At 59.8% G+C, this 26,789-nt stretch carries 23 protein-coding genes and 1 riboswitch; of the genes, 16 read left to right on the top strand and 7 right to left on the bottom strand.

Features of this window, described 5'->3' with window-relative positions; all coding sequences use genetic code 11:
• Positions 1–6 precede the first annotated feature (6 nt).
• From KVG95_RS08010 to KVG95_RS08040, 7 genes are read left to right on the top strand one after another with little or no spacing between them, the layout of a single operon-like run.
• On the top strand, positions 7–1,764 hold the full coding sequence (locus tag KVG95_RS08010) for a carbamoyltransferase family protein (RefSeq protein WP_007902547.1): 1,758 nt from the start codon (positions 7–9) through the stop codon (positions 1,762–1,764).
• The gene (locus KVG95_RS08015; RefSeq protein ID WP_217855493.1) at positions 1,748–2,878 is read left to right on the top strand and encodes a glycosyltransferase; all 1,131 of its coding nucleotides are present in this window, start codon (positions 1,748–1,750) and stop codon (positions 2,876–2,878) included. The genes KVG95_RS08010 and KVG95_RS08015 overlap by 17 nt, the downstream gene beginning before the upstream one ends.
• Complete coding sequence (locus tag KVG95_RS08020; RefSeq protein ID WP_217855495.1) at positions 2,878–3,774, top strand: antimicrobial resistance protein Mig-14; 897 nt, start codon at positions 2,878–2,880, stop codon at positions 3,772–3,774. The genes KVG95_RS08015 and KVG95_RS08020 overlap by 1 nt, the downstream gene beginning before the upstream one ends.
• 8 nt (positions 3,775–3,782) lie before the next feature.
• Complete coding sequence (locus tag KVG95_RS08025) at positions 3,783–5,213, top strand: PIG-L deacetylase family protein (RefSeq protein ID WP_217855497.1); 1,431 nt, start codon at positions 3,783–3,785, stop codon at positions 5,211–5,213.
• Positions 5,210–6,166: a glycosyltransferase family protein gene (locus tag KVG95_RS08030; protein WP_052965131.1), complete on the top strand. Its 957-nt coding sequence runs from the start codon at positions 5,210–5,212 to the stop codon at positions 6,164–6,166. The genes KVG95_RS08025 and KVG95_RS08030 overlap by 4 nt, the downstream gene beginning before the upstream one ends.
• Positions 6,167–6,205: 39 nt before the next feature.
• Positions 6,206–6,973 (top strand): glycosyltransferase family protein, encoded by a 768-nt coding sequence (locus tag KVG95_RS08035; protein WP_217855498.1) that lies wholly within the window; start codon positions 6,206–6,208, stop codon positions 6,971–6,973.
• Positions 6,974–6,977: 4 nt separating this feature from the next.
• Positions 6,978–8,129, top strand: a complete 1,152-nt coding sequence (locus tag KVG95_RS08040; RefSeq protein WP_217855500.1) for an O-antigen ligase family protein — start codon at positions 6,978–6,980, stop codon at positions 8,127–8,129.
• A gap of 42 nt (positions 8,130–8,171) precedes the next feature.
• Here the strand turns inward: KVG95_RS08040 and KVG95_RS08045 are convergent, their stop codons facing one another.
• Entirely contained in the window at positions 8,172–8,813 is a 642-nt protein-coding gene (locus KVG95_RS08045; RefSeq protein WP_052965134.1) for a BUD32 family EKC/KEOPS complex subunit, read from the bottom strand.
• Between the two features lie 116 nt (positions 8,814–8,929).
• Here KVG95_RS08045 and msbA point away from each other — a divergent pair, with 116 nt between their 5' ends.
• Positions 8,930–10,729 (top strand): lipid A export permease/ATP-binding protein MsbA, encoded by a 1,800-nt coding sequence (msbA, locus tag KVG95_RS08050; protein ID WP_217855508.1) that lies wholly within the window; start codon positions 8,930–8,932, stop codon positions 10,727–10,729.
• A 261-nt stretch (positions 10,730–10,990) separates the two neighbouring features.
• The gene (hldE, locus tag KVG95_RS08055) at positions 10,991–12,412 is read left to right on the top strand and encodes a bifunctional D-glycero-beta-D-manno-heptose-7-phosphate kinase/D-glycero-beta-D-manno-heptose 1-phosphate adenylyltransferase HldE (protein ID WP_052965997.1); all 1,422 of its coding nucleotides are present in this window, start codon (positions 10,991–10,993) and stop codon (positions 12,410–12,412) included.
• 121 nt (positions 12,413–12,533) lie between these two features.
• On the opposite strand, the gene KVG95_RS08060 is transcribed toward hldE, so the two are convergent.
• The 4 genes from KVG95_RS08060 to KVG95_RS08075 all read right to left on the bottom strand — a co-directional run bounded on the left by KVG95_RS08060 (position 12,534) and on the right by KVG95_RS08075 (position 16,051).
• Positions 12,534–13,502 (bottom strand): metal ABC transporter ATPase, encoded by a 969-nt coding sequence (locus tag KVG95_RS08060; protein WP_217855510.1) that lies wholly within the window; start codon positions 13,500–13,502, stop codon positions 12,534–12,536.
• 32 nt (positions 13,503–13,534) lie between these two features.
• Positions 13,535–14,347: an aldo/keto reductase gene (locus tag KVG95_RS08065; protein WP_217855512.1), complete on the bottom strand. Its 813-nt coding sequence runs from the start codon at positions 14,345–14,347 to the stop codon at positions 13,535–13,537.
• Entirely contained in the window at positions 14,344–15,519 is a 1,176-nt protein-coding gene (locus KVG95_RS08070) for an NAD(P)/FAD-dependent oxidoreductase (protein WP_217855514.1), read from the bottom strand. Before KVG95_RS08070 ends, KVG95_RS08065 begins: the two co-directional genes overlap by 4 nt.
• 199 nt (positions 15,520–15,718) lie before the next feature.
• Positions 15,719–16,051 carry a DMT family transporter gene (locus tag KVG95_RS08075; protein WP_052965993.1) on the bottom strand — a complete coding sequence of 111 codons (333 nt, stop codon included), beginning with the start codon at positions 16,049–16,051 and terminating at the stop codon, positions 15,719–15,721.
• A gap of 103 nt (positions 16,052–16,154) precedes the next feature.
• Here KVG95_RS08075 and KVG95_RS08080 point away from each other — a divergent pair, with 103 nt between their 5' ends.
• Both KVG95_RS08080 and waaA read left to right on the top strand, forming a co-directional pair.
• On the top strand, positions 16,155–17,045 hold the full coding sequence (locus KVG95_RS08080) for a LysR family transcriptional regulator (protein WP_217855515.1): 891 nt from the start codon (positions 16,155–16,157) through the stop codon (positions 17,043–17,045).
• A 22-nt stretch (positions 17,046–17,067) separates the two neighbouring features.
• The gene (gene waaA, locus KVG95_RS08085; protein ID WP_217855517.1) at positions 17,068–18,345 is read left to right on the top strand and encodes a lipid IV(A) 3-deoxy-D-manno-octulosonic acid transferase; all 1,278 of its coding nucleotides are present in this window, start codon (positions 17,068–17,070) and stop codon (positions 18,343–18,345) included.
• Between the two features lie 101 nt (positions 18,346–18,446).
• On the opposite strand, the gene KVG95_RS08090 is transcribed toward waaA, so the two are convergent.
• Positions 18,447–19,886: a TolC family outer membrane protein gene (locus KVG95_RS08090; RefSeq protein ID WP_217855519.1), complete on the bottom strand. Its 1,440-nt coding sequence runs from the start codon at positions 19,884–19,886 to the stop codon at positions 18,447–18,449.
• 193 nt (positions 19,887–20,079) lie between these two features.
• A riboswitch (TPP riboswitch) is annotated at positions 20,080–20,185 on the top strand.
• A gap of 166 nt (positions 20,186–20,351) precedes the next feature.
• Here KVG95_RS08090 and thiC point away from each other — a divergent pair.
• On the top strand, positions 20,352–22,241 hold the full coding sequence (thiC, locus tag KVG95_RS08095; protein WP_217855521.1) for a phosphomethylpyrimidine synthase ThiC: 1,890 nt from the start codon (positions 20,352–20,354) through the stop codon (positions 22,239–22,241).
• Between the two features lie 187 nt (positions 22,242–22,428).
• On the top strand, positions 22,429–23,721 hold the full coding sequence (gene cytX, locus KVG95_RS08100; RefSeq protein ID WP_217855523.1) for a putative hydroxymethylpyrimidine transporter CytX: 1,293 nt from the start codon (positions 22,429–22,431) through the stop codon (positions 23,719–23,721).
• On the opposite strand, the gene KVG95_RS08105 is transcribed toward cytX, so the two are convergent.
• Positions 23,690–24,436 (bottom strand): RsiV family protein, encoded by a 747-nt coding sequence (locus KVG95_RS08105; RefSeq protein ID WP_217855525.1) that lies wholly within the window; start codon positions 24,434–24,436, stop codon positions 23,690–23,692. The genes cytX and KVG95_RS08105 overlap by 32 nt on opposite strands.
• A 241-nt stretch (positions 24,437–24,677) precedes the next feature.
• Between KVG95_RS08105 and KVG95_RS08110 the strand changes: the two genes are divergently transcribed.
• From KVG95_RS08110 to cpdA, 3 genes are all read left to right on the top strand, one after another.
• Positions 24,678–25,295 carry an NUDIX domain-containing protein gene (locus KVG95_RS08110; RefSeq protein WP_038978686.1) on the top strand — a complete coding sequence of 206 codons (618 nt, stop codon included), beginning with the start codon at positions 24,678–24,680 and terminating at the stop codon, positions 25,293–25,295.
• Entirely contained in the window at positions 25,286–25,738 is a 453-nt protein-coding gene (locus KVG95_RS08115; protein WP_007902592.1) for a DUF1249 domain-containing protein, read from the top strand. Before KVG95_RS08110 ends, KVG95_RS08115 begins: the two co-directional genes overlap by 10 nt.
• A 111-nt stretch (positions 25,739–25,849) precedes the next feature.
• Positions 25,850–26,665 (top strand): 3',5'-cyclic-AMP phosphodiesterase, encoded by an 816-nt coding sequence (cpdA, locus tag KVG95_RS08120; protein WP_217855527.1) that lies wholly within the window; start codon positions 25,850–25,852, stop codon positions 26,663–26,665.
• Positions 26,666–26,789: the final 124 nt, after the last annotated feature.

A 26,789-nucleotide genomic window follows, 5' to 3' on the forward strand; every position in this document is an offset into this window, starting at 1 on the left:
ACCCCTGTGGCATTGACGATTCTTGGCCTGTCCGGCGCCCTTAGCCATGATCCTTCCGCAGCCCTGTATATCGACGGCAAGCTGGTCGCGGCGGCTGAAGAAGAGCGCTTCGTGCGCGATAAACATGCAAAGAACCGCATGCCTTACGAATCGGCGAAGTTCTGCCTCGAGCAGGCGGGCATCAAGCCGTCCGACGTTGACGTGGTGGCGATTCCGTTCGCGCCGATCAGCCTGTTCGGCAAGGCTCGCTGGCACTACGCCAAGCGTTACTGGTACGCCCCGGACCGCGCCCTCGATGCGATCCTGATGGGCAACCGTCGCTACAAGCGCTATCGCAACAAGATTGTCTGGTGCCTCGAGCAACTGGGCTTCGATCCGAAGAAAATCAAGATCGAGCCGGTCGAGCACCACCTTGCCCACGCCTCCAGTGCCTACCATTGCTCCGGTTTCAAAGAGAAAACCGCGATCCTCGGGATCGACGGCAAGGGCGAGTACGCCACGACCTTTTTCGGCTACGGCGAAAACGGCAAGATCCACAAGATCAAGGAATTCTTCGATCCGGACTCTCTCGGCGGCCTGTACGGCGCGATCACCGAGTTCCTCGGTTTCGAGATGCTCGACGGTGAGTTCAAGGTCATGGGCATGGCGCCGTACGGCGATGCCAGCAAATACGATTTCTCGCGTCTGGCCTCGTTCGAGAACGGCGAGCTGGTGATCAACACCGACTACGCCAACGTTATCGGCCTGCGTCGTTATAAAGAGAAGGGCAAAGGTTTCTACTTCTCGCCGAAGTTGATCGAGTGGCTGGGACCGAAGCGCGAAGGCGACATCGCCGACGAGCCATACATCCACTACGCCGCAAGCATGCAAGCGCTGTTCGAGAAACTGGCGTTGCAGATGATCGACCACTACCTGGGCGATGTGCTCAAGGAAACCGGCAAACTGGCCTTCGCCGGTGGCTGTGCGTTGAACGTCAAGTTGAACCAGAAAATCATTGCCCGCGACGACATCAAAGAGCTGTTCGTTCAGCCTGCGTCCGGCGACGCCGGTACCGCGGTTGGCGCTGCGGCTTACGTGTCCCACGCCCGTGGTGTACCGGTCGAGAAGATGGAACACGTCTACCTCGGCCCGTCCTACAGCAACGAAGACGTGCTCGCGGCCTGTGCCCGTCACCCGAGCAAGCCCGCGTGGCGCAAGCTTGAGAACATGCCGGAAAGCATCGCCAAGATCATGGTCGACGGCAACCCGGTGGCCTGGTTCCAGGGCCGCATGGAGTTCGGTCCGCGCGCCTTGGGCGGTCGTTCGATCATCGGTTGCCCAAGTGCGACCGGCGTGGCTGACCGGATCAACCACCAGATCAAGTTCCGCGAGCGCTGGAGGCCTTTCTGCCCGTCGATGCTCGACACCGTTGCGCCACAGATGATCAAGATCGATCACCCGGCGCCGTTCATGACCTTTACCTTCGAAGTGGCTGAAGAGTGGAAGACCCGCGTGCCGGAAGTCGTCCACGAAGATGGCACGTCCCGGGCCCAGGTGTTGAAGCGCGAATACAACCCGCGCTACTACGACATGATGAAGGCGCTGGAAGTGCTGACCGGTAACGGCGTGTCGCTGAACACCTCGCTCAACCGTCGTGGCGAGCCGATGATCTGCTCACCGACCGACGCCTTGAATATGTTCTTCGGTTCCGACCTGCAGTACCTGATCATGGAAGACATTCTGGTGGTCAAAGAAGGTGCGGACGCTTATGACACGCTCGGCTGAACGCCATGTGTTGCAGTTCTGTCACGGCTATGACGGGCCGTTTCTGGACTGCGCCCGGCAGTACGCCAGCCTGTTCGCGGGGACCGGTTTTCGAGTGACCACGGTGTTTCTGACCGGGGCTGCCGATGCCGAAGTCGCCGCGAGCTGCGCCTCCGATGAAGTGCTGTTCATGGAATACAGTTCCAAGGCCATTCGTGGCCTGAAGCTGGGCGCCATCGGCGATCTGCGCAAGATCGCCGCCTCGCGCAATTTCAGTTTCTGCATTGCTCACCGTTTCAAACCGATCTACATCGCCTTGCTCGGCACCTCGTTGCCGGTCATTGGTGTGCATCACGCGTTTGGCGATTACCAGCGCGGCACCCGCAAACTGTTCGCGAATATTTTCCGCAAGCGCCTGAGTCTGCTCGGGGTCTCCGATGCGGTGCGTGACGACATGCGCCGTTGTTTGCCGAAATGGCCGGTCGAGCGGATTCAGACGCTTTATAACCGTATCGATGTGCAGGCGTTGCAGACCAGTCAGGTATCGGTTCGCGAGGCCCGGGAAACCCTCGGTCTGTCGATGGATGCCTGGATTGTCGGCAACGTCGGGCGCCTGCATCCAGACAAGGATCAGGCCACACTGCTGCATGGTTTTGCCGCGGCATTGCCGGGGTTACCGGCCAACAGTCAGTTGGTGATCCTTGGTAGCGGTCGGCTGGAGCAGGATCTCAAGGCTTTGGCGCGCGAACTGGGTATCGGCGATCGTGTGCTGTTCCTCGGCCAGGTGCCCGATGCTCGTCGTTACTTCTGTGCTTTCGATGTGTTTGCCCTGAGTTCCGATCACGAGCCATTCGGCATGGTGTTGCTGGAGGCCATGGCCGCCGGTGTGCCGTTGCTCGCGACGGCGTGCGGCGGTGCCAGGGAAGTGGTCGAAGGCGTGGGCATTCTGTTTCCGTTGGGCGATGCCGAGCGTTTGGCTCAAGGGCTGCAACATCTGGCCGCGATGGATGAGCAGCAACGTCGCCAGTGTGCCGAGCTGATGTTCGACCGCTTGCGTGAGCGCTTCTCCGATCACGCGGTACGCGATGCTTTCTGGCATTTGCCGCATGTCACCGAACTGGCACCGAGGGGCTGATGCTCAACCGATTTCAAGGCTGGCGCGAACGTGGCTGGGCGCAGGTCGACGCCTCGACTTATGCACAGGCCTGGCAACGTTTTGGCGGCAGTGTCGCGACTCATCCTCTGGTGATCGAACGTCTGGCGCAGTTGGCTGACATTCCGGTGCGCTATCTGGCCTGGGAACATAACGGCGAAGTGAAAGCCGCCATCCCGACCTGGGGTCGCGACTTGGCGCTGTCCAAGGACGAGCTCAAACGCAGTGGTAAAAAAGGCCTGTTCGACCTCGGCAATGCCGAATTGATCCTGCCGGCCGCCGCGGATGCCCAGGCACCGTTGCGCCATCGTGGCCGTTACTTGTCGGCCCTGAATGAAGGCCGTTTCACCGGAATGAAACTGCAGGCCGAACAACTGGCCATGGCGCGGACGCCTGAAGAGCTGTCGAAGAAGTTTCGCTACAACCAGCGCCGCGAATTGCGTCTGCTGGAAGAGGCTGGTGGTGTAGCGCGGCCGGTTACCGAGTTTTCCAGCAGCGAACTGGCGGCTATCTATTGTGACCTGTTCCAGCGTCGTTGGGGGTTCCCGGCCACCGGTGCCGAGCGTATGGGCGAGGTGATCGAGCTGTTGCGCGAGTTGCTGATCGGCTCGGTGATTTTCCTCAATGACGCACCGATTGCGATTCAACTGGTGTACCGCGTCGAGGCGCCGGAGTGGATCAGCGTCGAGTACGTCAACGGCGGTGTCGATCCCGAGACTCGCGAATTCAGCCCCGGCAGCGTACTGAGTTTTCTCAACACTCAAAGCGCCTGGGAACATGCACGCGCGCTGAATAAACCTCTGCGGTTTTCCTTTGGTCGGACCGACCGTGAGTACAAGGACCGCTGGTGCAATTCTGTGCCGGTCTTCACGGTATGAGCCAACCCATGAGCCGCAAACAGCAACTGCTCAAGCGCCATCGGCGCAACAAACGCATAGGCCTGCTGATTGCGCTGATGCTGTTGATCGCTATTGGCGTGCTGGTTGCCTGGTGGCTGCCGCTGGTGCTTGCGGTGCTGGGCTGGGTTGCCCATGAGGCGTGGTTCGCCGACCATCTGTTTTATTCACCCAACGACGATTACCAATACAACTTCCCGCCATACACCCCGCAGCCCAAGATTTATCTGGACGGTGAGCGGCTGCGTCTGGATGAGGGCGTCATGCTGGTCGATGACGCTACACTGGTGCTGGCGCTGCGGGTGAAAAGCACGTGGCTGGGGCGCTTTATCGATCCCGTGGTCGAGTTGGCGGGTGGCGATAATCCCGACCGACAAACCTTTGAACGCGGTGTAAATGGCCTGCGTTACCTGAACCTCACGGGCCAGGCGCAGGTGCTGTCGCGAGGTGAGCTGCGATTGCGCGGGCGTTTCTGCCGATTGCTCGGCGAGCCCGTGCTCTGGGCGCTCGAGCATCCGGACTACCGTCGTCAGCGGGTGATGGTGATCGCGCCCCACGCCGACGATGCCGAGCTGGCCGCATTCGGGTTGTACAGCGGCGCGAGTGAAAGCTGGATCGTGACCCTGACCGCCGGTGAAATCGAGGCCGGGCACTATCGACAGATGGGACTCGATGGCGTCGAAGCATCTCGGTTGAAAGGCTCATTGCGTGCCTGGGACAGTATCAGCGTGCCGTTGTGGGGAGGCGTGCCTCAGGAACGCTGTATTCAACTGGGTTACTTCTGCCTGCAATTGCCGGCCATGCAGAGCGCACCGGCCGATGCCGTAGCGTCCCGTGAGGCACAGCTAGGCGATACCCGATATTTCCGACGGTTCAATCCGTTTGCCCTGGGCAGTGACGTCGATGGCCTGCCGTCCTGGAACAATCTGCTGGCAGATCTGCGCGAGTTGATCGAGCGTATCGAGCCCCAGGTCATTGTCTTGCCGCATCCGCGCTTCGACCCGCACCCAGACCATCTATGCTCGCAGCAGGCAGTGATGCAGGCGCTGAGCGGCACAACCTGGCAGCCCGACACTTTATTGCATTACGCCAATCATTTGCACGACAACGATCGCTGGCCAATGGGTGATGCTGGCACTGGCGTGGCACTGCCGCCACAGATGGATATGCATGAACCATTGCGTCCGTGGACGCTTTGTCTGTCAACCGAAAATCAGTGGCACAAGGCAATGTCGTTGGGCATGATGCACGACCTTCAGCCCCGGCTTCCCTTCAAGCGTCTGATTCGCCGGGCGCTGCAGCGTTGCCTGGTGGCTCGGCGCTGGCCGGCCTTCGGTGAGAACGAATTTTTCCGTAAAACGGTGCGACGTCACGAGTTGTTCTGGGTCCAAGAGCTGTCTGGAAAGAGAGAGACCAATTGAAAGTTCTGTTTCTGGTGCAGAAAGAGCAACGAGCGATCCTCGATCGCCTGTATGACGGCATCGCCGAGCAATGCGATTGCGACAAGCGTGAATTGACCAGTGCGGAGCAGGACGACTTGCGTGGGTATTTTCGCAAGCACGTCGATGTGACCCTCTATGACCGGATCGTATTGTTCCTGCGCTTCAAAAAAGAGATCAGGCAGGTGAGGTTCATACAGACCCTGCCCAATCTGGTTATTCTCGAACACGACGCGTATCAGAACTACATCCCGTGCAAATACACCGGCAAGTTCAGCGCCCATTACCGCAAGCTGCCCTGGGCACGTGTGATCAGTTCGGGTTTCATGGTCAGCGAGCGCTTGCGTGATGAAGGTTTTGACGCGCATTTCGTGCCTAAGGGCTACGACCAGGCGCTGTTGCAGAACCGCCAGCGCGAACGGGATATCGAGCTGGGCTTCGTCGGCAGCCTCAACAGTGTGGCGTATGCCGGTCGCAAGGCCATGCTCGAGTCGGTGGCCGAGGTCGAAAACCTGTTGATCACGCGCACCAAGTCGGGTGAGGAATACTGCGAGACGTTGAGCCGGATCCGTTATTTCGTGAGTGCCGATGTCGGCATGGGCGAATACATGATCAAGAATTTCGAGGCCATGGCCTGTGGTTGCGTGCTGTTTGCTTACGATCAAGGGGAAGCAGAGAATCGCGCGCTGGGTTTTGTCGATATGCAAAATATTGTGCTCTATCGAACGCGCGACGAACTCAAAGAGAAACTCGCCGTGTTGCGCGCGTCTCCGCAGCTGACCGAGGCCATTTCGTTGGCCGGGCAGGCTCTGGTAGAGCAGCGCTATACCTTCCGGGCGGTGGGGCATGCAATTGTCGATGCCATGCGGGCACCGCTGCGCAAGCATGTCCCGCTGGGCTGGAAAGAAAAACTACGCTTGTCGCTGGGGCTGTAAAGCCGGGCGATTAAACAATCAATGGTGCGGTGCATATAAATGCTGTTCAGTGAGACTAGCGACATTTCGATCGTCATCACCAGTTGCGGTCGCTTCGATTTGTTGAAGCGGACTCTGGAGACACTTGACCGGTTCAACACGGCCCCCATCCGTAAAGTGTTCATTACCGAGGACTCCGGCGACAGTGCCGTAGAGGCCTGTATTCCGGAACACTGGAGGGCGCACACCCAGTTCTTCATCAACAATCCGCGTCTGGGTCAGTTGCGATCCATCGATGCCGCCTACGCTCAGGTGCCGACGTCGTGGATTTTCCATTGCGAAGACGACTGGGATTTCTATCGCGAAGGGTTTATCGAAGAATCCCAACGCCTGTTGGAGGAAGATCCGCAGGCGCTCCAGGTGTGGTTGCGCAGCTTCAATCATGACCTGATGGTTCACAGTCCTTATGTGTTCCTGGGCGAACGAAAAGTCAGCCATGGCATTCCTTTCTACGTGCTGGGCTCGCACAAAGCCGACTGGCAGGGTTTTTCCTTTAACCCGGGGCTACGCCGCCGCGCGGATTACCTGTTGCATGCACCGTATTCCGGGTTTTCCGGAGAGAAAGACCTGTCGCGTCTATATGCCGGGGAAAACCGCTACGCGTTGATTCTGGAAAACGACGCGGTGTTGCATACCGGTTTCGGTGAGCATGTGGTTGTTCCACAGGAGCGTGTGAACAAGTTGAAGCGTAAACGTCTCGATCGGCTCAAGCTGATAGCGGTCCTTATTATCGGCTTGGCAACGGGTTGGGTTCTCCATGGAATCTAGCGGTATGAAACCCGGAAAGATCACCATTGCGTCGTATTTTGGAGCCGCACTCTGCCTGTTTCTTCTGAGTTTTGTGGTCGGTTGGTCGTCCAAGTGGACTAACAATCTGTTTTACAGCCTGATGGTATTGCCGGGCTTGGTGTTCCTGATCAAGCAACGAGGCTCTGGCCTGTTCAAGCAGCCGTTGGTGTGGGCCTGGACGGCGTTCATTCTGTGGTTTCTGGTGCCTGCGACGATTGCCGGGCAGTTTCAGTTCTTTAAACACGTCTTCTATGTGTGGATGTTCGTCATGGTGATCGGCGCGTTCACCGATCCACAGTTCTTCCGCAGCCCTGTGTTTGTTCGCGGGCAATTCTGGATTCTGGCGTTGTACATTTTCGGCTGCGCACTCTACAGCTGGGTATCGGGTGAGTACGCTGTCGGTAGCCGGGTGGCACTGCTTCCGGCACGTTTGCAGAATGTTATCTACGCCGGCATCTGGCTGCTTTGTGCGTTGGCGTTGGCGTTGCCAATCTGGCTTCGGGAGCGAAAGTTGATCGAAGGGGCGGTGGCCGTCGTCTTCTCGATATTTGCAGTGGTCTTCATACTCCAGGCGCGCACAGCGTTGGTGGGGGTTGTGTTCCTGTTGGGCGTCTGGTTGCTTTACGGCCTTTACCACAAGCCGCGGTTGGTGGGGAGTGTCGTGGCGCTGGGGGTTGTGGTCCTGGGCCTGTTGTTTCTGATGGTGCACAACGAAGCGTGGTATCAGTCGCTTTGGGCTCGAGGCGATTCTTACCGTATCGAAATCTTTAACATCATGGTTGGCGAGTGGCGGAATTGCGGCTGGATGTTGGGCTGTGGCATCAATTTCCACACCGCCCAGCTGCTTGATGGCTGGATGCCGATTCAGCATCCGCACAACATTTACGTGGCGCTTGGGCTGTACAGTGGCGGGGTGGCGCTGGCGTTGTTTGTCGTGTTGATGGCGAGCACTATTTGGCAGGCTTGGCGTCTGCGCGATGTGTGGGGCGTCTACCTGGCGTGTGCCCTGGTGATGCTGAATTTCGATGGCAGCCTGTTGATCGGCAACCCGGACGAGTTATGGCCGCTGGTCCTATTGCCTGCGGCGATGATCCTCGGTCGAGTGTTGCAAGCGCAGCGCCAGGCGCTGGCGTAATACATGACCTTCGTCCCCGCTCCGGGGACGAAGGTGTCTGGATCATTTCTGCAGGGCGATGCTCAGTTCCTCCGGGGAACAGATGCTCTGGGTCTGACCATAATTGTCTATGAAGACTTCGCCGCGACCGTCGAGCAACCATTGGCGGTCTTGCGGGTAGCGCACCATATGCTTGAAGTTGCGCAGCCGCAGGGTCTTGCGTAGCGGACGGCGATAAACCCGCATGTCGGCAATGTCGATCAGCCCCAGCTGATGCTCAGGCGTGAGCACGATATTGCCCAGATGCGCGGAGCGAAAGTAGATCCCGCGCTCATGCAAAGTGGCCATGAAGGCCCCAAGCTGACCGCGCAATGGATCGGCATCGTCTTGGGTATCCAGCAGTTGGCGCAGAGTCTGGCCCGGTAACGGGTCGTAATGCACGGCATCGCGCTCGATACTCGGGATGCGGTAGATCTGGCGAATCGACGGGCAGGGAATCTGCCGTTCACGCAACGCATCGCAGTTGTCGGCAAAGCGTTTGGCGTATGGATACCAGGCAGCCGATGTAAGCAGGCGCTTGCGGCGAAACAGCTTGAGGATCGAGCCGTCCGTCAATCGCAGAACCTTATCCCCCGAACCATCCGCTTCAAGGACTTGTGCACCCTCGCGCAGGGCGAGATATCGGGTATGGTCAAGCGCTTGCATCAATACTCCAGTGGTCGACGCTGTGAGGCATGGATAGCCGGCCATGTTACCGCAGCTCAGTGACTAAAATGGCCTGTGTTACACTCGCCGGCTCTTTTCTCATACAACGGGTTCTCATGACTAGCCCTGATTCGCCTGCGCCGTCGAGCTTGAAGATTTACCTGCGCCTGCTGTCGTATGTGCGCCCGTACTTGGGCATGTTCGTCGTCAGTATCGTCGGCTTCGTGATTTTTGCTTCGACGCAGCCTATGTTGGCCGGGATTCTCAAATATTTCGTCGATGGCCTGAGCAACCCGGAAGCGGTGCTCTTTCCTAATGTGCCTTATCTGAAGGATTTGCAGCTATTAATGGCTGTGCCAATGCTGATCATTCTGATCGCCGCGTGGCAAGGTCTGGGGTCGTTTCTTGGCAACTATTATCTGGCGAAGGTTTCGCTGGGGCTGGTGCACGACCTGCGCGTTGAGCTGTTCAACAAGTTGCTGGTACTGCCCAACCGTTATTTCGACACCCATAACTCCGGGCACCTGATTTCACGCATCACCTTCAACGTGACCATGGTCACCGGCGCCGCCACCGACGCCATCAAGGTAGTAATCCGCGAAGGCCTGACCGTGGTGTTCCTGTTTGCCTACCTGTTGTGGATGAACTGGAAACTGACCCTGGTGATGCTGGCGATCCTGCCGCTCATCGCGATCATGGTAAGCAGCACCAGCAAAAAATTCCGCAAGCAGAGCAAGAAGATCCAGGTGGCCATGGGCGACGTGACCCACGTCGCGTCCGAGACCATCCAGGGTTATCGCGTTGTGCGCAGTTTCGGTGGCGAGAGCTATGAAGAGCGCCGCTTTGCCGAAGCCAGTCAGGGCAACACCGACAAGCAGTTGCGCATGACCAAGACCGGTGCTGTCTACACACCCATGCTGCAATTGGTGATCTACAGCGCAATGGCCGTGCTGATGTTCCTGGTGCTGTTCCTGCGCGGCGATGCAACTGCCGGTGACCTGGTGGCATACATTACTGCGGCGGGTCTGTTGCCCAAGCCGATTCGGCAGCTGTCGGAAGTCAGTTCGACGATCCAGAAAGGCGTCGCCGGAGCCGAAAGCATTTTCGAGCAACTCGATGTCGAACCTGAGGTGGATAACGGGACGGTCACAAAAGATCGTGTCAACGGTCACCTGGAGGTACGCAACCTGAGCTTCACGTATCCGGGGACCGAGCGTGAAGTGCTGAAAAACATCAGTTTCACCGCGGCTCCGGGGCAAATGATTGCACTGGTGGGCCGTTCCGGCAGCGGCAAGTCGACTCTCGCCAGCCTGATTCCTCGCTTCTATCACCACGAAACCGGCGAGATTCTGCTCGATGGCGTGGAAATCGAAGACTATCGTCTGCGCAACCTGCGTCGTCATGTTGCCCAGGTGACGCAACACGTCACGCTGTTCAATGACACGGTGGCCAACAACATCGCCTACGGTGATCTGGCCGGCGCACCGCGTGCCGATATCGAGAAAGCTGCCGAAGACGCTTATGCCATGGATTTCATCGCCCAGCTGCCGCAGGGGCTGGACACCGATGTCGGCGAGAACGGTGTGCTGCTCTCTGGCGGTCAGCGTCAGCGACTGGCAATCGCCCGTGCCTTGCTGAAAAACGCGCCGCTGCTGATTCTCGATGAAGCGACGTCGGCACTGGATACGGAGTCCGAGCGGCACATTCAGGCCGCTCTGGATAAAGTCATGAAAGGTCGCACGACACTGGTCATCGCTCACCGTCTGTCGACGATCGAGAAGGCTGACCTGATTCTGGTCATGGATCACGGCGAAATCGTCGAGCGTGGCACCCACGCGCAATTGCTGGCTCAGAATGGCTACTACTCGCGCCTGCATGCGATGGGCCTCGACGCCCCGGCTGAAGACATCGCCTGACCCCGATGCGAGGGTGAGCCTGACTCACCCTCGCATTCACCGGCGTGCAATGCGTCCGGTGGTTCGTATCTACTGATATCGAAGAACGAAATCAACACCCGGGTGCTGCAAATGGCGGACGCCTGTTGTCGGTTATCGGTATTTCTGCTCAATTAATGAGCAAAAACTCCTGCCGATTCATCCGGTTGCAGCCGTCACACAAGCCAGCGCCAACCCTGTGTTAATATCGCGCCCCTGTTCATTTTGTATGTGGGTTGCTCCATGAAGTTGTCCATGCCGCGATTCGATCAAGCCCCTGTCTTGGTGGTCGGCGATGTCATGCTCGACCGTTACTGGCATGGTGGTACCTCACGGATTTCCCCTGAGGCACCGGTACCGGTAGTCAAGGTCGAGCAAATCGAGGACCGCCCAGGCGGTGCCGCCAACGTTGCCCTGAACATTGCCGCGCTCGGTGCGCCGGCCTCGCTGGTCGGCGTGACTGGTGACGACGAGGCTGCCGACAGCCTGGTCAATAGCTTAAAGGGCGCCGGCGTACGGGCGTTGTTCCAGCGCATCGCGCACCAGCCGACCATCGTCAAGCTGCGGGTGATGAGCCGTCACCAGCAATTGCTGCGTATCGACTTTGAAGAACCTTTCTCTACCGACGCTCTGGCGCTGGGCGAGCAAGTCGACGAATTGCTCGAAGGCATCAAGGTGCTGGTGCTGTCCGACTACGGCAAAGGTGCGCTGAAAAACCATCAGGTGCTGATCCAGGCTGCCCGTGCACGTGGGATTCCGGTTCTGGCCGATCCCAAGGGCAAAGATTTCTCGATCTACCGCGGCGCGAGCCTGATCACCCCGAACCTCAGCGAATTCGAAACCATCGTCGGTGGTTGCGCCGATGAGCACGAGCTGGTGAGCAAGGGCGCGCAGCTGATGCACGACCTCGACCTCGGCGCCTTGCTGGTGACCCGTGGCGAGCATGGCATGACTTTGCTGCGTCCGGATCATCCGGCGCTGCACCTGCCAGCCCGTGCCCGTGAGGTCTTCGACGTGACCGGTGCCGGTGACACGGTGATTTCTACCCTGGCGGCAGCGATCGCCGCTGGCGAAGAACTGCCCCACGCGGTGGCCCTGGCCAACCTGGCGGCAGGCATCGTGGTTGGCAAGCTCGGTACGGCGGCTATCAGCGCGCCGGAACTGCGTCGTGCCATCCAGCGTGAAGAAGGTTCCGAGCGTGGTGTGTTGGGGCTGGAGCAACTGCTGCTGGCGGTCGATGACGCGCGTGCGCACAAAGAGAAGATCGTCTTCACCAACGGCTGCTTCGACATCTTGCATGCCGGCCACGTGACCTACCTCGAACAGGCGCGGGCCCAGGGCGATCGTCTGATCGTGGCGGTCAACGACGATGCGTCGGTGAGCCGCTTGAAGGGGCCAGGTCGTCCGATCAACAGCGTCGACCGTCGCATGGCGGTACTGGCCGGTCTGGGCGCCGTGGACTGGGTAATCAGCTTCGCTGAAGGCACCCCGGAAAACCTGCTGCGCGAGGTCAAGCCGGATGTGTTGGTGAAGGGTGGCGATTACGGGATCGACCAAGTGGTCGGTGCGGACATCGTCACTGCTTACGGTGGGACTGTGAAAGTGCTGGGGCTGGTGGAAAACAGCTCGACCACGGCGATTGTCGAGAAGATCCGCAATCACTGATAGCGGTGAGAGTGCTTGATCATTCCCACGCTCTGCGTGGGAATGCCTCTATGGACGCTCTGCGTCCGCTTTGAGACGCGGAGCGACTCGGGCTGCATTCCCACGCAGAGCGTGGGAATGCTCAGGGGCGTGCGGCCTTGCGCGGCACGATTCTTTTCAGCAGTTGCTTTGCTTTTCCGTGCAGGCGGGCTAAACCGGAATCCTTCCCCGGGGGGCTCAAACCCTGTTGCCGCACCCAGTCCTTCCAGCGAATCCGCTCATCCTTCACCAGCCACCCTTCCTGCCGGGCAAAACTTTCTGCCAGATACAACCCGCGGGTACTCGCCGGGTACAGCTGATCCTTTTTCAAGGTATACAGCTCAGCCATCGGCTGGCCGTCCTGCAGTGGCATCAGATACAAATCGGGACGTTTGCGATCGAGCCGGGCCACCAATTGATCGCCCTCCAGCCGTTCGTCAACATGGAACAGGCTCAGGGATTTGGCTTCCTTGGGCACATCCAGGCGCAAGTCGTAGATCAATTGCAGCGACGCGGTCGGCAAGTGCACGTAGGCTCGCGGACGCTCGATCAGCGGCATGTTGGCGCAGCGCACTGGCCGCGCCGAGCCGGACAGCGGCGTCAGGCGAAACGGCAGGGCTTCGCGGTAATGCAGGGCGGACGAGTAGGGCGCCGGCAGCCAGGTGTCATTGAAACGCCCGCTGAGCCAGCCTTCCGGGGTTTCCAACAGGCACTCTTCGGCAATTTCCTGGGTCGCCGTGTGCAGCGGCAGGTTCAGTTCATGGGCCGGCACGTAACCCGAGATCAGCTTGAGCACTACATCGCCGCGGTCCTGCCGACGCTGACGTACCAACACCCAGTAATCACGATTCTGCCAATGCAGGGTCAGGCGTACCGAAACCCCAAGGTTCGCCAGTTCCAGGGCAAACCGCTCGCTGTCGGGCACCGTCACCGGGCGGCGACGTTGCAGGGTCTGGGAGAAATTCAGCGGCATCCCGACGCTCTGGTAACTCAGGCCTTCGGGTGTCGCTTCGACGAATAACGGCAGGGTCTTGAAGTTGCTCGGGTTCTTTCTGATCAGCGTACGCGGCATGTCGGCTCCTGCTTAAGGCCGCGTGGGCGGCATCAGTTACTACGAAGGACTTGGGCAACAGTCGCGACGTTGTGGGCGAGGTGCAGCGGATTAATGGTCCCGACAATAGCACTGGCGACACCCGGGTGTTCAAACAACAACTCGAAGCTGGCCCGCACCGGGTCCACGCCAGGGCTCAAGCAGACGTGACCGCTGGCCAAGGCTTTTTTGACCAGGATCGCTTTGCCGTGAGCAGCAGCATAGTCAATGACCGGCTTCTCGTTCTGTTCGTTCAGATTGTAGGTGACCATCGCGCAATCACCTTGTTCCAGAGCCTTCAAGCCGCCTTCGACGGTTTTGCCGGAGAAACCGAAACCGCGAATCTTGCCTTCGCGCTTGAGCTCGGCGAGGGTCGCGTAGACCTCGCTGTCATTGAGGATCGCCAGGTCGTTGCCGTCGGAATGCACCAGCACCAGATCGATAACATCCGTTTCCAGCCGTTGCAGGCTGCGTTCCACCGACAGGCGAGTATGGGCGGCGCTGAAGTCGTGACTCGACTGGCCGTCGGCAAATTCTTCGCCAACTTTGCTGACGATCACCCAATCCTGACGTTGACCACGCAGCAACGGGCCAAGACGTTCTTCGCTGCGGCCATAGGCCGGCGCGGTGTCGATCAGGTTGATGCCCAGGTCGCGCGCGAGTTTGAGCAGCATGCGCGCTTCGTCATCGCCGGGGATCTGGAAGCCATTGGGATATTTCACCCCTTGATCGCGGCCAAGTTTCACCGTGCCCAGGCCCAGAGGCGATACCAGCAGGCCGGTGCTGCCCAAAGGGCGATGCAGATCGTGCAGGGTGGGTTGGCTCATGGCAGCAGTTGCTCCCAGGCAGGGACGCCCATCGGCGGTTTCGGCAGTTCCGGCAGCGGCGCCGGATGGCTCGGCTGGATGCCGTCGCGTTGCAGTGCGGCGAGGACGCGGTCAGCGAAGTCTGGCGCCAGAGCCAGTTTGGTCGGCCAACCCACCAGCAGACGATCTTGCTCGGCGAGAAAGGCATTGTCCGGGCGAGTCAGGCCCGATTGCAGCGGCTCCGCGCGTTCGACCCGCAAGGTCGCCCACTGTGCGGTGCTCAAGTCGATCCATGGCAGCAGGTTGCCGAGTTCTTTCTGCGCGCTGGCGATCTGCGCCGCAGGATCGCGGGCCACGCCTTCGGCTTCGGCGATGTCGCCCCCCAGATACCAGACCCACTGGCCATCGGCGGCCGGGTGAGTGGTCACGGTGATGCGTGGCTTCGGCCCGCCGCCCAGGCAATGGGCGTACAGCGGTTTGAGGCCCGGGCCTTTGACGATGATCATGTGCAGGGGGCGGCGCTGCATGGCCGGCTGACTCAGGCCTAGCGCCGCGAGCAGGTCGGCGGTGCCGGCACCGGCGCTGAGGACGATGCGCTGGGCGCGGATCTCGCGTTCGTCGACTTTCAAGCCGACCAGTTCGCCGTTTTCCAGCAGCGGCTCGATGTGCTGACCGGCCAGCAAGCCGTCGCCAGCCAGATCGGCCAGGCGCTGGATCAGGCTTGGCACGTCGACCACCAGTTCCGCCAGGCGATAGACCTTGCCCTTGAAACGCTTGTCTTGCAGCGCCGGCGGTAATTGATCGCCTTTAACCTGATCGACCCGCCCGCGCACGGCTTTGCTGGCGAAAAAACTGGTGAGGTTGCCGGCGAGGGTACCGGGGGACCAGAGGTAATGGGCTTCGGACAGCAGGCGCACGCCGGACAGGTCCAGTTCGCCGTCACCGGCCAGCGCTTCACGCCAGCGACGCGGCATGTCGGCAATGGCTTCCGAGGCGCCGGTCAGGGCACCGTGCAATGCGTACTTGGCGCCGCCGTGGATGATGCCCTGGGACTTCAGGCTCTGCCCGCCACCGAGGCTGGCGCTTTCCACCAGCACGGTCGAAAAACCCTGACGGCGCAGGCGCGCATTCAGCCAGAGGCCGGCGACACCAGCGCCGACAATCAGAACGTCGGTGGAAATAACAGATGGCATGCAGCGACCTCAGTGTTCAAGACGAGGGCGCAGTATACAGACTCGATGCGGAGGGGATTTGTTGGTGATCAATAGGGAGGATGCAAAACCTGTGGGAGCGGGCTTGCTCGCGAAGAGGGCGTGTCAGTCGATATCAATGTTGCCTGGCGCACCGCTTTCGCGAGCAAGCCCGCTCCCACAATAGATCGTGCTTCGGGTTTTAGTGTCCGGCAGTCTTGGAGAACAGCTGAATAACCACAACGCCCAGCACAATCAGCGCCATCCCCAGCATTGCTGGCACATCCAGCTTCTGCCCGTAGATAAACAGCGCCGCGACGCTGACCATCACGATCCCCATGCCGGCCCATACCGCGTAGGCCACGCCCACCGGAACACTGCGCACCACCAGGGTCAACATCCCGAAAGCAATGCCGTACCCGACGATGACCAGCAGCAGCGGCAGTGGCGTGCTGAAACCCTTGACCGCTTTCATCGAAACGGTAGCGATCACTTCGGCGCAGATGGCGATGGCCAGGTAGTAGTAAGCGGTCATGGGTTAATCCTCGTGTGAAGCGTTGCTTTCTGAGGTCGGCATTCTAGAGATTCGCCAGATGCGGTAAAGTCATTACCTATCTGTTCTGAAGATGGGTTGAGCCATGAACATGCAATGGAATCTGGAACAGCTGCGCTTGTTTGTCAGCGTCGCGGAACAGCGTTCGTTTTCCGCAGTGGCGCGGGATCAGCGCAAGGCGCAGTCGGCGGTCAGCAGTTCGATTGCGCTGCTGGAAGAGGATTTGGGCGTCAGTCTGTTCGATCGCAGCAGTGGTCGTCAGCCAAAACTCACTGAAGCCGGCACCGCCCTGCTTGAGGAGGCGCGGGAAGTGCTGCGCCAATGCGAGCGCCTCAATGGCCGGGCGCTGGCGATGATGCGCGGGCAGGAAGCGAGTCTGCGTGTGGCTCAGGATGAAGCGATGCCCTATCAAGCAGTGGTTGAAAGCTTTGAGGCTCTGGCAGAAAAGTTTCCCAGTCTTGAAGTGCAGCTGACCAGCGCCGCCCAGGGTGATGTCGCGCGCAAATTGGTAGAGCGGCGGGCTGATCTGGGCTTGCTGTTTTATCACGACCAGATTCCCGAAGCCCTTGAACGGCGAGTGCTGGGCAGCGTCGAGATGGTCACGGTGTGCGGCGCGGGGCATCCCTTGGCGAAGCAGACGCAGGTCGACTGTCAGCAATTGGCGCAGCATCGACAGTTGCTGATGTCGACGCAGTCCAGCGTCTATCCCGGCAGCGAGCCGGCCAGCCCGCAGGTCTGGCGCGCCGACAGTTTCTATGTGATGGCTGAATGGGTGATGCGCGGCCTTGGCTGGGCCTGGTTGCCGCGACATGTGGTGCAGTACCCGGCGTATCAGGATCAGATGGTCGAACTGGCCAGCGAATGGACTCCGCCGGCATTGATTGTCGAACTGGTCTGGCGCCGCGACGAGCCACTGGGCCCGGCGGCTCGTTGGCTGGCGGAACGTTTTGCCGTGCACTTGCAGGCGATCGGCTAAAAAACCGATAAACTCCGCCGCCATGAATAGAACTCTCTATACCGCGCTGTTTTACCTGGGGCTGCCATTGGTAGCGATTCGGCTTTGGCTGCGGGCGCGCAAGGCGCCGGCGTATGCCAAGCGCATTGGCGAGCGTTTCTCTCTCGCGCTGCCGGCGATGAAGCCGGACGGCCTCTGGGTGCACGCGGTATCCGTGGGCGAAAGCATCGCCGCGGCGCCGATGATCCGTGCCTTGCTGCAACGGTATCCGACGCTGCCGATCACCGTCACCTGCATGACACCGACCGGTTCCGAGCGCATCCAGGCGTTGTTCGCCAACGAGCCGCGCATCCAGCATTGCTATTTGCCTTATGACTTGCCCTGCGCAGCAAAGCGATTCCTTGATCGAGCCCGGCCGAAACTGGCGGTGATCATGGAAACCGAGCTCTGGCCCAACCATATTCATCAATGCGCCAAGCGCGGGATTCCCGTGGCACTGGCCAATGCGCGACTGTCTGAACGCTCGGCCAAAGGCTATGGCCGCTTCCATAAATTGACCCAGCCGATGCTCGCCGAGATGAGCCTGTTCGCGGTGCAGACCGAAGCCGAGGCGCAGCGCTTCCGGGATTTGGGCGCGCGCCCGGAAACCGTCGAAGTGACCGGTTCGATCAAGTTCGACCTGACCATCGACCCGCAACTGCTGCAGCGTGCCGGCGAATTGCGTGCGCAGTGGCAGGCACAGGATCGTCCGGTGTGGATCGCCGCGAGTACGCATGAGGGCGAAGACGATGTGGTGCTGGCTGCCCATCGTCGGCTGCTGGTCAATCATCCCGATGCCTTGCTGATTCTGGTGCCGCGTCATCCGGAGCGTTTCAACCCGGTGTTCGAATTGTGCCGACAACAGGGTTTCGCCACGGTGCGGCGTTCGACGGGCGAACCGGTTACCGCAGACACTTCGGTGCTGCTGGGCGACACCATGGGCGAGTTGCTGTTTCTCTACGCGTTAGCCGACAGCGCGTTCGTCGGTGGCAGCCTGGTGCCGAACGGCGGTCATAACCTGCTGGAGCCGGCGGCCTTGGCCAAACCGGTGCTCAGTGGGCCACATCTGTTCAACTTCCTCGAGATCGCCGCGCAGTTGCGCAGTGCCGGGGCGTTGGCTGAGGTCGATGATGCCGAAGGTCTGGCGCTGGCGGTGCAGCGGCTGTTCGAATTGCCGAGTGATGCGCAGCGGATGGCAGAGGCGGGGCTGAAGGTGATGCGCACCAATCAGGGCGCGTTGCAGCGGTTGCTGGATGGGTTGGGGCGGTTGATCGAGCGTTAGACCGAGTTGCCTGAAACAAAAAGATCGCAGCCTTCGGCAGCTCCTACAGGATGTACATCAATCCCAATATAGGAGCTGCCGAAGGCTGCGATCTTTTGCTTTTATTGAGCCGGATTAGCCCGTAATTGCTCCGCCGCAGCCTTGGCCAGATCCGGTGGCAGGAAGTCCTTGTCCGGGTTGTAGTCGGCTTTGAGGTAGCGCGTCAGGTCCTGCAAATCCCCCGGGCTCAACGTGCCGGCAGCCTGCTTCAAGCGCAGGTTGTCGAGGATGTAGTCGTAGCGGGTGTTGTTGTAGTTGCGCACCGAGGTGTACAGCTGACGCTGGGCATCGAGCACGTCAACGATGTTGCGCGTCCCCACCTGATAACCGATTTCGGTCGCTTCCACCGCGCTCTGGTTGGAGATGATCGACTGCCGGCGTGCCTGCACCTGCTCGACGTCGGTGTTCACGGCACGGTGCAGGTTGCGGGTGTTTTCCACGACCTGGCGACGCAGCGCTTCGCGTTGCTGCTCGGACTGAGTCAGTCGCGAATAGGACTCACGCACCTGCGAGCTGGTCAGGCCACCGCTGTAGAGCGGGATGCTCAGTTGCAGGCCAACCGTGCGCTGTTCGACATCGCCGCCGTAACGCACGCCGTTCGGGCTCGGGTTGGTAAAGCCGAGGGCGTCGTTGTCACCTTTCTGGTATTGCGCGACCGCATCCAGGGTGGGCGCATGTCCGGCCTTGCGCTGCTTGAGAGTTTCCTCGGCGGCGCTTACCGCGTAGTTGCTGGCCAGCAAATTCAGGTTCTGTTTGGCGGCGGTGTCGACCCAGGCTTTGGCATCATTCGGTGCCGGCGGCAGGATCGGCAAGGTGTGGACGATGCCCTGGATAGAGTTGTATTGGCGGTTGGTCAGGGTGATCAGCGCTTCGAACGCGTCGTCCACCTGACGCTGAGCGAGAATCCGGTTGGCCCGCGCCGTGTCGTAACTGGCTTGGGATTGCAGCACGTCGGTCTTGTCGGACAGGCCGACGTCGAAGCGCTCGTTGGACTGATCGAGTTGACGCTTGAACGCCGCTTCTTCGGCCTTGGTCGAGGCCAGGGTGTCCTGGCTGCGCAGCACGTTGAAATAGCTTTCGGCGCTTTGCAGAATCAGGTTCTGTTCGGTGGCCGAGAGTTGCAGGGCTGCCTGTTCGTTGACGTCTTTGGCGGCCTGCAACTGGAACCAGCGATCGGCGCGGAAAATCGGTTGCGCCAGGGTCGCCTGATACACCGTGCCACTGCGGGTCGAAGTCACCGATGGCTGATCGAGTGAGGTGCGGGTGTTGTTCAGGTCGGCACCGGCGGACAGGTTGGGCAACAGCCCGGCGCGGGCCTGGGGTACAACTTCCTTCTGGGCGCCGTATTGGGCGCGGGCGGCGGCGAGGTCGGCGTTGTTGTCCACCGCTTCCTGATAGACGCTGACCAGGTCTGTCTTGGTCGATAAGGGCGCTTCAGCTGCCCAGGCCATTCCATTGGAAGCACAAGACACGGCAAGGGCCAGTGAGAGTTTGCGCAGCATGAGGCCATCCCTAAAAAATTACGCTGATAATTTGAGCGCCAAGGCTACGGCGCGGCGCCCTGCAGCGTCAAGGCGCGGCACGGCGTAGCGAGTGTAGTTGCACGCAGGCACGGCAACAATCCTGCAATTGCGCCATTCATCATGGTGTTTGCTGCGGCGTTGGCGTTCTTTGCCGGTTGTGTCTAGACTGGCCGGGTTCTTGTCGGGGTGCCTTGCTATGAGGCTGAGATCGAATAATTTCGGATCCCGTTGAACCTGATCAGGTTAGCGCCTGCGTAGGGAACAAGATTTCTCGTCACCCGGCGAGTCCTCTTGTGCTTCGTCCGGGATGTTGTTCGACAATCGAACACCCCTCGAGCACCGAGCACAGCACCAGCTGGTTTTCCCAGCGCCCGTGCGTCCATTCGTTTACAGGTTCGCTCCGACAAAAATCCACTGCCTGGATGTGTGTCTGGAGAGCCCGTGATGACTACAAAATCAAAAATCGAAACCAATCTGAGTGACTCGGCCAAGGTCGATCAGCAATCGGTTCAGCCGTTTACCCGCTCGCAAAAAATCTATGTCCAGGGCACTCGCCCGGACATCCTCGTGCCGATGCGCGAAATCAGCCTGGACGTGACCCCGACCGACTTCGGCGGTGAAATCAACGCGCCGGTGGTGGTGTATGACACCTCGGGCCCGTACACCGACCCCAATGTCATCATCGACGTGCGCAAAGGCCTCGCCGATGTGCGTTCGCCGTGGATCGAATCCCGTGGCGACACCAAGCGCCTGCCCGGCCTGAGCTCCAACTTCGGTCAGGAACGCCTGGCCGATGCCGAGCTCACCAAGCTGCGTTTCGCCCACGTGAATAACCCACGCCGCGCCAAGCCGGGTGCAAACGTCAGCCAGATGCACTACGCCCGTAAAGGCATCATCACCGCCGAGATGGAATACGTCGCCATCCGCGAAAACATGAAGCTCGAAGTGGCCCGTGCCGCGGGCTTGCTGGATCAGCAACACGCCGGCTACAGCTTCGGCGCCAGCGTGCCGAAAATCATCACGCCGGAATTTGTCCGTGAAGAGATCGCCCGCGGTCGCGCGATCATTCCGGCCAACATCAACCACACCGAACTGGAACCGATGATCATCGGCCGTAACTTCCTGGTGAAGATCAACGGCAACATCGGCAACAGCGCCTTGGGTTCGTCCATCGAAGAAGAAGTGGCGAAACTGACCTGGGGCATTCGCTGGGGTTCGGACACGGTCATGGACTTGTCCACCGGCAAGCACATTCACGAAACCCGCGAATGGATCATCCGTAACTCGCCGGTGCCGATCGGTACCGTGCCGATCTATCAGGCCCTGGAAAAAGTCGGCGGCGCCGCTGAAGACCTGACCTGGGAGTTGTTCCGCGACACGCTGATCGAGCAGGCCGAGCAGGGCGTCGACTACTTCACCATCCACGCCGGTGTGTTGTTGCGCTACGTGCCACTGACCGCCAAACGCGTGACCGGCATTGTTTCCCGTGGTGGTTCGATCATGGCCAAGTGGTGCCTGGCGCATCACAAGGAAAACTTCCTCTACACGCATTTCGAAGACATCTGCGAAATCATGAAGGCCTACGACGTCAGCTTCTCGCTGGGCGATGGCCTGCGTCCGGGCTCGATTGCCGACGCCAACGACGCCGCACAATTCGGTGAACTGGAAACCCTCGGCGAGCTGACCAAAATCGCCTGGAAGCACGACGTGCAGTGCATGATCGAAGGCCCGGGCCACGTGCCGATGCAGTTGATCAAAGAGAACATGGACAAGCAGCTCGAGTGCTGCGACGAGGCGCCGTTCTACACCCTCGGCCCACTGACTACCGACATCGCCCCAGGCTACGACCACATCACTTCCGGTATCGGTGCGGCCATGATCGGTTGGTTCGGTTGCGCGATGCTTTGCTACGTGACGCCAAAGGAACACTTGGGCTTGCCGAACAAGGATGACGTGAAGACCGGGATCATCACTTACAAGATCGCCGCTCACGCTGCCGACCTTGCGAAGGGCCATCCGGGTGCGCAAATTCGTGACAATGCCTTGAGCAAGGCGCGTTTCGAATTCCGTTGGGAAGACCAGTTCAACCTGGGCCTGGACCCGGACACCGCGCGTTCGTACCACGACGAAACCTTGCCTAAGGATTCGGCCAAGGTCGCGCACTTCTGCTCCATGTGCGGACCGAAATTCTGCTCGATGAAGATCACCCAGGAAGTCCGCGAATACGCGGCCAACCAGCGGATCGAAACTGTCGATGCGGAAGTTGCGCAAGGTCTGGCAGAACAGGCGGAGCGGTTCAAGCAGGAAGGTAGTCAGTTGTACAAGAAGGTTTGATTTGACCTGTGATTGACGGCGCCTGTGCTGCCGTCTTCGCGAGCAAGCCCGCTCCCACATTGGATCTCCTGAAAACAAAAACTTTGTGTACGACCGAGGCCTAATGTGGGAGCGGGCTTGCTCGCGAAAGCGCCGGATCAGACACAAAAAATCCAACGGATACACTTATTCCTCTGAGATAACACCCTTGAGCATCCAACCCAGTACTTACTCCCCGGACATCGCCGTGCCGATCGACAAGCGTGTCTTCGGCGGCCGTGATCTGTGTTCCCTGTGGTTCTCCCTCGGCATCGGCCTGATGGTTCTGCAGACCGGCGCGCTGCTCGCACCAGGTCTGGGCCTGTCCGGCTCGTTGCTGGCGATTTTTCTTGGCACGCTGGTCGGCGTTCTGTTACTGGCCGCCGTCGGCGTAATCGGCAGCGACACCGGCCTGTCGTCGATGGCCGCGCTCAAACTCAGCTTGGGCCGTCATGGCGCGAGCCTTCCGGCGGTGTTGAACCTGCTGCAACTGATCGGTTGGGGCTCGTTCGAAATCATCGTGATGCGCGACGCTGCCAGCCTGCTCGGCGCCCGTGCCTTCAGCGAAGGCAGCCTGTGGTCGAGTCCTCTGCTGTGGACGCTGTTCTTCGGTGCATTGGCAACCCTGCTCGCTGTCAGCGGCCCATTGACCTTTGTGCGCAAAATCCTGCGCAAGTGGGGCATCTGGCTGCTGCTGGCCGCGTGCATCTGGCTGACCTGGAACCTGTTCGGCAAAGCCGATCTGGTAGCGTTGTGGGCGCAGGCCGGTGATGGTTCGATGCCGTTTGCCGTGGGCTTCGACATTGCGATCGCCATGCCGCTGTCGTGGTTGCCGCTGATTGCCGACTACTCGCGGTTCGGCAAGCGTGCGAAGAATGTCTTCGGCGGCACGGCGCTGGGCTTCTTTATCGGTAACTTCTGGCTGATGAGCCTGGGCGTGGCCTACACCCTGGCGTTCGCGCCGAGCGGTGAAGTGAATGCCTTGCTGCTGGCGTTGGCCGGTGCAGGTTTGGGGATTCCGTTGCTACTGATTCTGTTGGACGAGTCAGAAAATGCCTTTGCCGATATTCACTCGGCGGCGGTGTCCAGCGGGATTCTGTTGCGCTTGAAAGTCGAGCATCTGGCCTTGGCGATCGGCGTGATCTGCACGCTGATAGCTTGCCTGGCGCCATTGGCCCAGTACCAGAACTTCCTGCTGTTGATCGGCTCGGTGTTTGCGCCGCTGTTCGGCGTGGTGCTGGTGGATCACTTCATCCTGCGCAAGCGCAGCGCTCACGTAGCGTCAGCCGCATTGCGCTGGCCGGCGTTGCTCGCCTGGTTGGGCGGGGTGAGCACCTATCATTTGCTGGCCAATCTCTATCCGGACATCGGCGCAACCCTGCCGTCGCTGGTACTGGCAGGGCTGCTGCAATTGCTGCTCGGTCGAGCCTTCAGCTACGGCCGGGAAACAGCTCGGGCTTGAGAATACCGTTCAGGCGCGGGTAGGGGATCTTCAGTTCGACATGGCCCAATGCGTAAGGCGCGATGGTGCTCACTTCGTACTTGAGAATCACCCCGCCGTAGGTCAGCGCCACGTTCTGGGTTTTCACGAAGGGCCAGTTCTTCACGAACTCTGGTTCCTGATCGAGTTTGGTGCTGATCAGCCAGCTGTTGTGCGCCACTTGGGCCGCTTTCCAGAACGCCTCTTCCTGCCCCGGGATCAACATGTCCGAGAGGGTCAGCACTTTATGCTGTTGACGTGAATAGTTGATGAAACCACGGCCCGGCGTGCCATGGGCGCCACCGGTGTCCAGGTAGCTGGATAATTCAACAATCACCAAGCCGTCATGCTGCTCACGTACCTTGGCTTGCAGGTAGCTGCTGTAGCGCGGGCCGGCACTGCTCAAAAACTGCTCGCGATAGGCCGCCAGCGTCGGCGCTACGGGGGCTTCGGGTGAGGTGCGGGTCATTTGCAGCAGGCGTTTTTCGATGATGCCATCAAGCGCAGGCTCATCCGGGAAACGCAGCGTATCGATGTTCACCAGCGGGCAGTCAGGGGTCGTGCAGCCTGGTTTCAACTGTTCCGATGCGTCGCGGGTAGTTTCCAGCGGCGCCCGATAGTTGGGCTGGAACAAACTCTGGCAGGCGCCCAGGGTCAGGGCGATTGCGGCCACGGAGGCGATTTTAAAAAGCGACATGGGCGTCCTTCATAAAACAGGGAAAGGCGAAAAGTTACCCGCTTCGACTCTTAACGAAGCAGTCAGTTCGCCACTAAGCTAATTAGAGTTGGTTTCATCCTCACCGTCTATCCCGCTGACTGGAAAGGGGCTGCATCAAACATCGCGGGCGCGTTAGGATGGCGCGAAGTCGAGGTTGCAAGTAACGAGTTGCAAGTAAAAAAAGGAACCTCATAACGGATTTGCAGTAAAGAGGATTGTCATGACTGATTTTGCCAACGCCATTCCGACCGCCGTTGATATCGTTCGGCGCGAAAAGTGCTACGAGGGTTTCTATAAGCTCGACCGCGTGCACTTGCGCCACGAATTGTTCGCCGGTGGCATGAGTCGCGAGATCAATCGTGAACTGTTCGTGCGCCATGATGCGGTGTGCGTGCTGCCTTATGATCCGCAGCGCGATGAAGTGGTGCTGATCGAGCAGTTTCGCGTCGGCGCCATGGGCAAGACCGACAACCCGTGGTTGATCGAACTGGTCGCCGGTCTGATCGACAAGGATGAAGTACCGGAAGAAGTTGCTCACCGCGAAGCGCAGGAGGAAGCTGGGCTTGTATTCGGGGCGCTCTGGCCGATGACCAAATATTTTCCATCGCCGGGCGGCAGTAATGAATTCGTGCACTTGTACCTGGGGCGTTGCGAAACAACCGGGGTCGGCGGCCTGCATGGGCTGGAGGAAGAGGCAGAAGATATTCGCGTCACGGTCTGGGCCTTCGAAGATGCCCTGCAAGCCGTGCGCGACGGACGTATTGCCAACGCGGCAAGCATCATCGCCTTGCAATGGCTGGCTTTGAATCGCGTTGAAGTGAGGGGGTTATGGTCGTAAACAAGCTGCGCGATCGCTATCGGATCGACCTCGTGGGGCTACAAGCCTCCTGCGAGGCTAACTACGCGCGCCTGATGCGACTGTTGCCGGATATGCGTAGCGAGCCGCAGGCGCGGCGCATTGCCGTGACTCACGGCGACCAGATGCTTGGCGTGCTGGCCCTGGAAGTATTGCAAGTCTGTCCGTACACCACGACGCTGCAAGTACGCCAGGAACACAGCCTGCCGTGGCTGCCGGTGCCGCAACTGGAAGTTCAGGTCTATCACGACGCCTGCATGGCCGAAGTGGTCAGCGCCGAACATGCAAGACGCTTCCGGGGCATCTATCCTTACCCGAACGCCGCGATGCATCAGCCGGACGAAAAGGCTCAGCTCAATCTGTTTCTGGGGGAATGGCTGAGTCATTGCCTGGCTTGCGGGCACGAGTACGCCGTTGTGCGCTAAGAGCCCTGTGTAGTTGTGAACTGCGTCCGGTTCACAGGTTTCCTCTTTTGATCGTCCCCCAGCATAATTGCGGCACTTACCCATCCCGTGATCACGCCCTGGGAGAACGCCTTGCCGAGCGTATCCACATTGACCACCGCCGATCCGGCGTTGCTGGTGCAACTCTCCGACAGCCATCTGTTTGCCGAGGCGGACGGAACGTTGCTGGGGATGAATACCCGCGACAGCCTGCAAAAAGTCATTGAGCTGGTAAAGCTTCAGCAGCCGCAGATCGACCTGATCATTGCCAGTGGCGATCTTTCCCAGGACGGGACGCTGGAGTCGTATCAGCTGTTTCGTGACCTGACCCGACAGATCGATGCGCCGGGACGCTGGATTCCCGGTAATCACGACGAACCGCAGATCATGGCCGAGGCCGCAGTGCAAAGCGCGCTGCTGGAACCGGTGGTGGACATCGGCAACTGGCGGGTTACGTTGCTCGATTCGGCGGTGCCGGGGTCGGTGCCGGGGTATTTGCAGGATGAGCAATTGCAGTTGCTGGCCCGCTCGTTGAGTGAGGCGCCGCAGCGGCATCATCTGGTGTGTTTCCACCATCATCCGGTATCGATCGGGTGTGCGTGGATGGAGCCCATTGGGTTGCGCAATCCAGAAGCGTTGTTCGCGGTGCTGGATCGCTTTCCACAGGTGCGTGCAGTGTTGTGGGGGCATGTGCATCAGGAAATTGACCAGGAGCGCAACGGTGTTCGCCTGATTGCATCGCCCTCGACCTGTATTCAGTTCGAGCCGGGCAGTGATGATTTCAAGGTGAGCGAGCAGGCGCCGGGGTATCGGTGGTTGCGGCTGTTGCCGGATGGTCGGCTCGAAACAGGCGTGGAACGCGTCACCGGGTTCGATTTCCAGATTGATTACGGCTCCAATGGCTACTGAACACTCAGAAAGACCGCGGCGCGGCCATCGCGAGCAGGCTCGCGATGGCGTCCGCCAAGACAACCTGATTCCCACGCATATCCCCGATTCCCCCGACACCCTGTAAACTGCGCCTCTTTACCCG

Source organism: Pseudomonas farris (genome assembly GCF_019145235.1).
GTDB lineage: Bacteria > Pseudomonadota > Gammaproteobacteria > Pseudomonadales > Pseudomonadaceae > Aquipseudomonas > Aquipseudomonas farris.

What these genes read in the sequence shown, in the direction of transcription:
- KVG95_RS08015 (WP_217855493.1), top strand. Translation starts at nt 1,748, where the DNA reads ATGACACGCTCGGCTGAACGCCATGTGTTGCAGTTCTGTCACGGCTAT.
- KVG95_RS08020 (WP_217855495.1), top strand. Translation starts at nt 2,878, where the DNA reads ATGCTCAACCGATTTCAAGGCTGGCGCGAACGTGGCTGGGCGCAGGTC.
- KVG95_RS08025 (WP_217855497.1), top strand. Translation starts at nt 3,783, where the DNA reads ATGAGCCGCAAACAGCAACTGCTCAAGCGCCATCGGCGCAACAAACGC.
- KVG95_RS08035 (WP_217855498.1), top strand. Translation starts at nt 6,206, where the DNA reads ATGCTGTTCAGTGAGACTAGCGACATTTCGATCGTCATCACCAGTTGC.
- KVG95_RS08040 (WP_217855500.1), top strand. Translation starts at nt 6,978, where the DNA reads ATGAAACCCGGAAAGATCACCATTGCGTCGTATTTTGGAGCCGCACTC.
- KVG95_RS08045 (WP_052965134.1), bottom strand. Translation starts at nt 8,813, where the DNA reads ATGCAAGCGCTTGACCATACCCGATATCTCGCCCTGCGCGAGGGTGCA.
- msbA (WP_217855508.1), top strand. Translation starts at nt 8,930, where the DNA reads ATGACTAGCCCTGATTCGCCTGCGCCGTCGAGCTTGAAGATTTACCTG.
- hldE (WP_052965997.1), top strand. Translation starts at nt 10,991, where the DNA reads ATGAAGTTGTCCATGCCGCGATTCGATCAAGCCCCTGTCTTGGTGGTC.
- KVG95_RS08060 (WP_217855510.1), bottom strand. Translation starts at nt 13,502, where the DNA reads ATGCCGCGTACGCTGATCAGAAAGAACCCGAGCAACTTCAAGACCCTG.
- KVG95_RS08065 (WP_217855512.1), bottom strand. Translation starts at nt 14,347, where the DNA reads ATGAGCCAACCCACCCTGCACGATCTGCATCGCCCTTTGGGCAGCACC.
- KVG95_RS08070 (WP_217855514.1), bottom strand. Translation starts at nt 15,519, where the DNA reads ATGCCATCTGTTATTTCCACCGACGTTCTGATTGTCGGCGCTGGTGTC.
- KVG95_RS08075 (WP_052965993.1), bottom strand. Translation starts at nt 16,051, where the DNA reads ATGACCGCTTACTACTACCTGGCCATCGCCATCTGCGCCGAAGTGATC.
- KVG95_RS08080 (WP_217855515.1), top strand. Translation starts at nt 16,155, where the DNA reads ATGAACATGCAATGGAATCTGGAACAGCTGCGCTTGTTTGTCAGCGTC.
- waaA (WP_217855517.1), top strand. Translation starts at nt 17,068, where the DNA reads ATGAATAGAACTCTCTATACCGCGCTGTTTTACCTGGGGCTGCCATTG.
- KVG95_RS08090 (WP_217855519.1), bottom strand. Translation starts at nt 19,886, where the DNA reads ATGCTGCGCAAACTCTCACTGGCCCTTGCCGTGTCTTGTGCTTCCAAT.
- thiC (WP_217855521.1), top strand. Translation starts at nt 20,352, where the DNA reads ATGACTACAAAATCAAAAATCGAAACCAATCTGAGTGACTCGGCCAAG.
- KVG95_RS08105 (WP_217855525.1), bottom strand. Translation starts at nt 24,436, where the DNA reads ATGTCGCTTTTTAAAATCGCCTCCGTGGCCGCAATCGCCCTGACCCTG.
- KVG95_RS08110 (WP_038978686.1), top strand. Translation starts at nt 24,678, where the DNA reads ATGACTGATTTTGCCAACGCCATTCCGACCGCCGTTGATATCGTTCGG.
- KVG95_RS08115 (WP_007902592.1), top strand. Translation starts at nt 25,286, where the DNA reads ATGGTCGTAAACAAGCTGCGCGATCGCTATCGGATCGACCTCGTGGGG.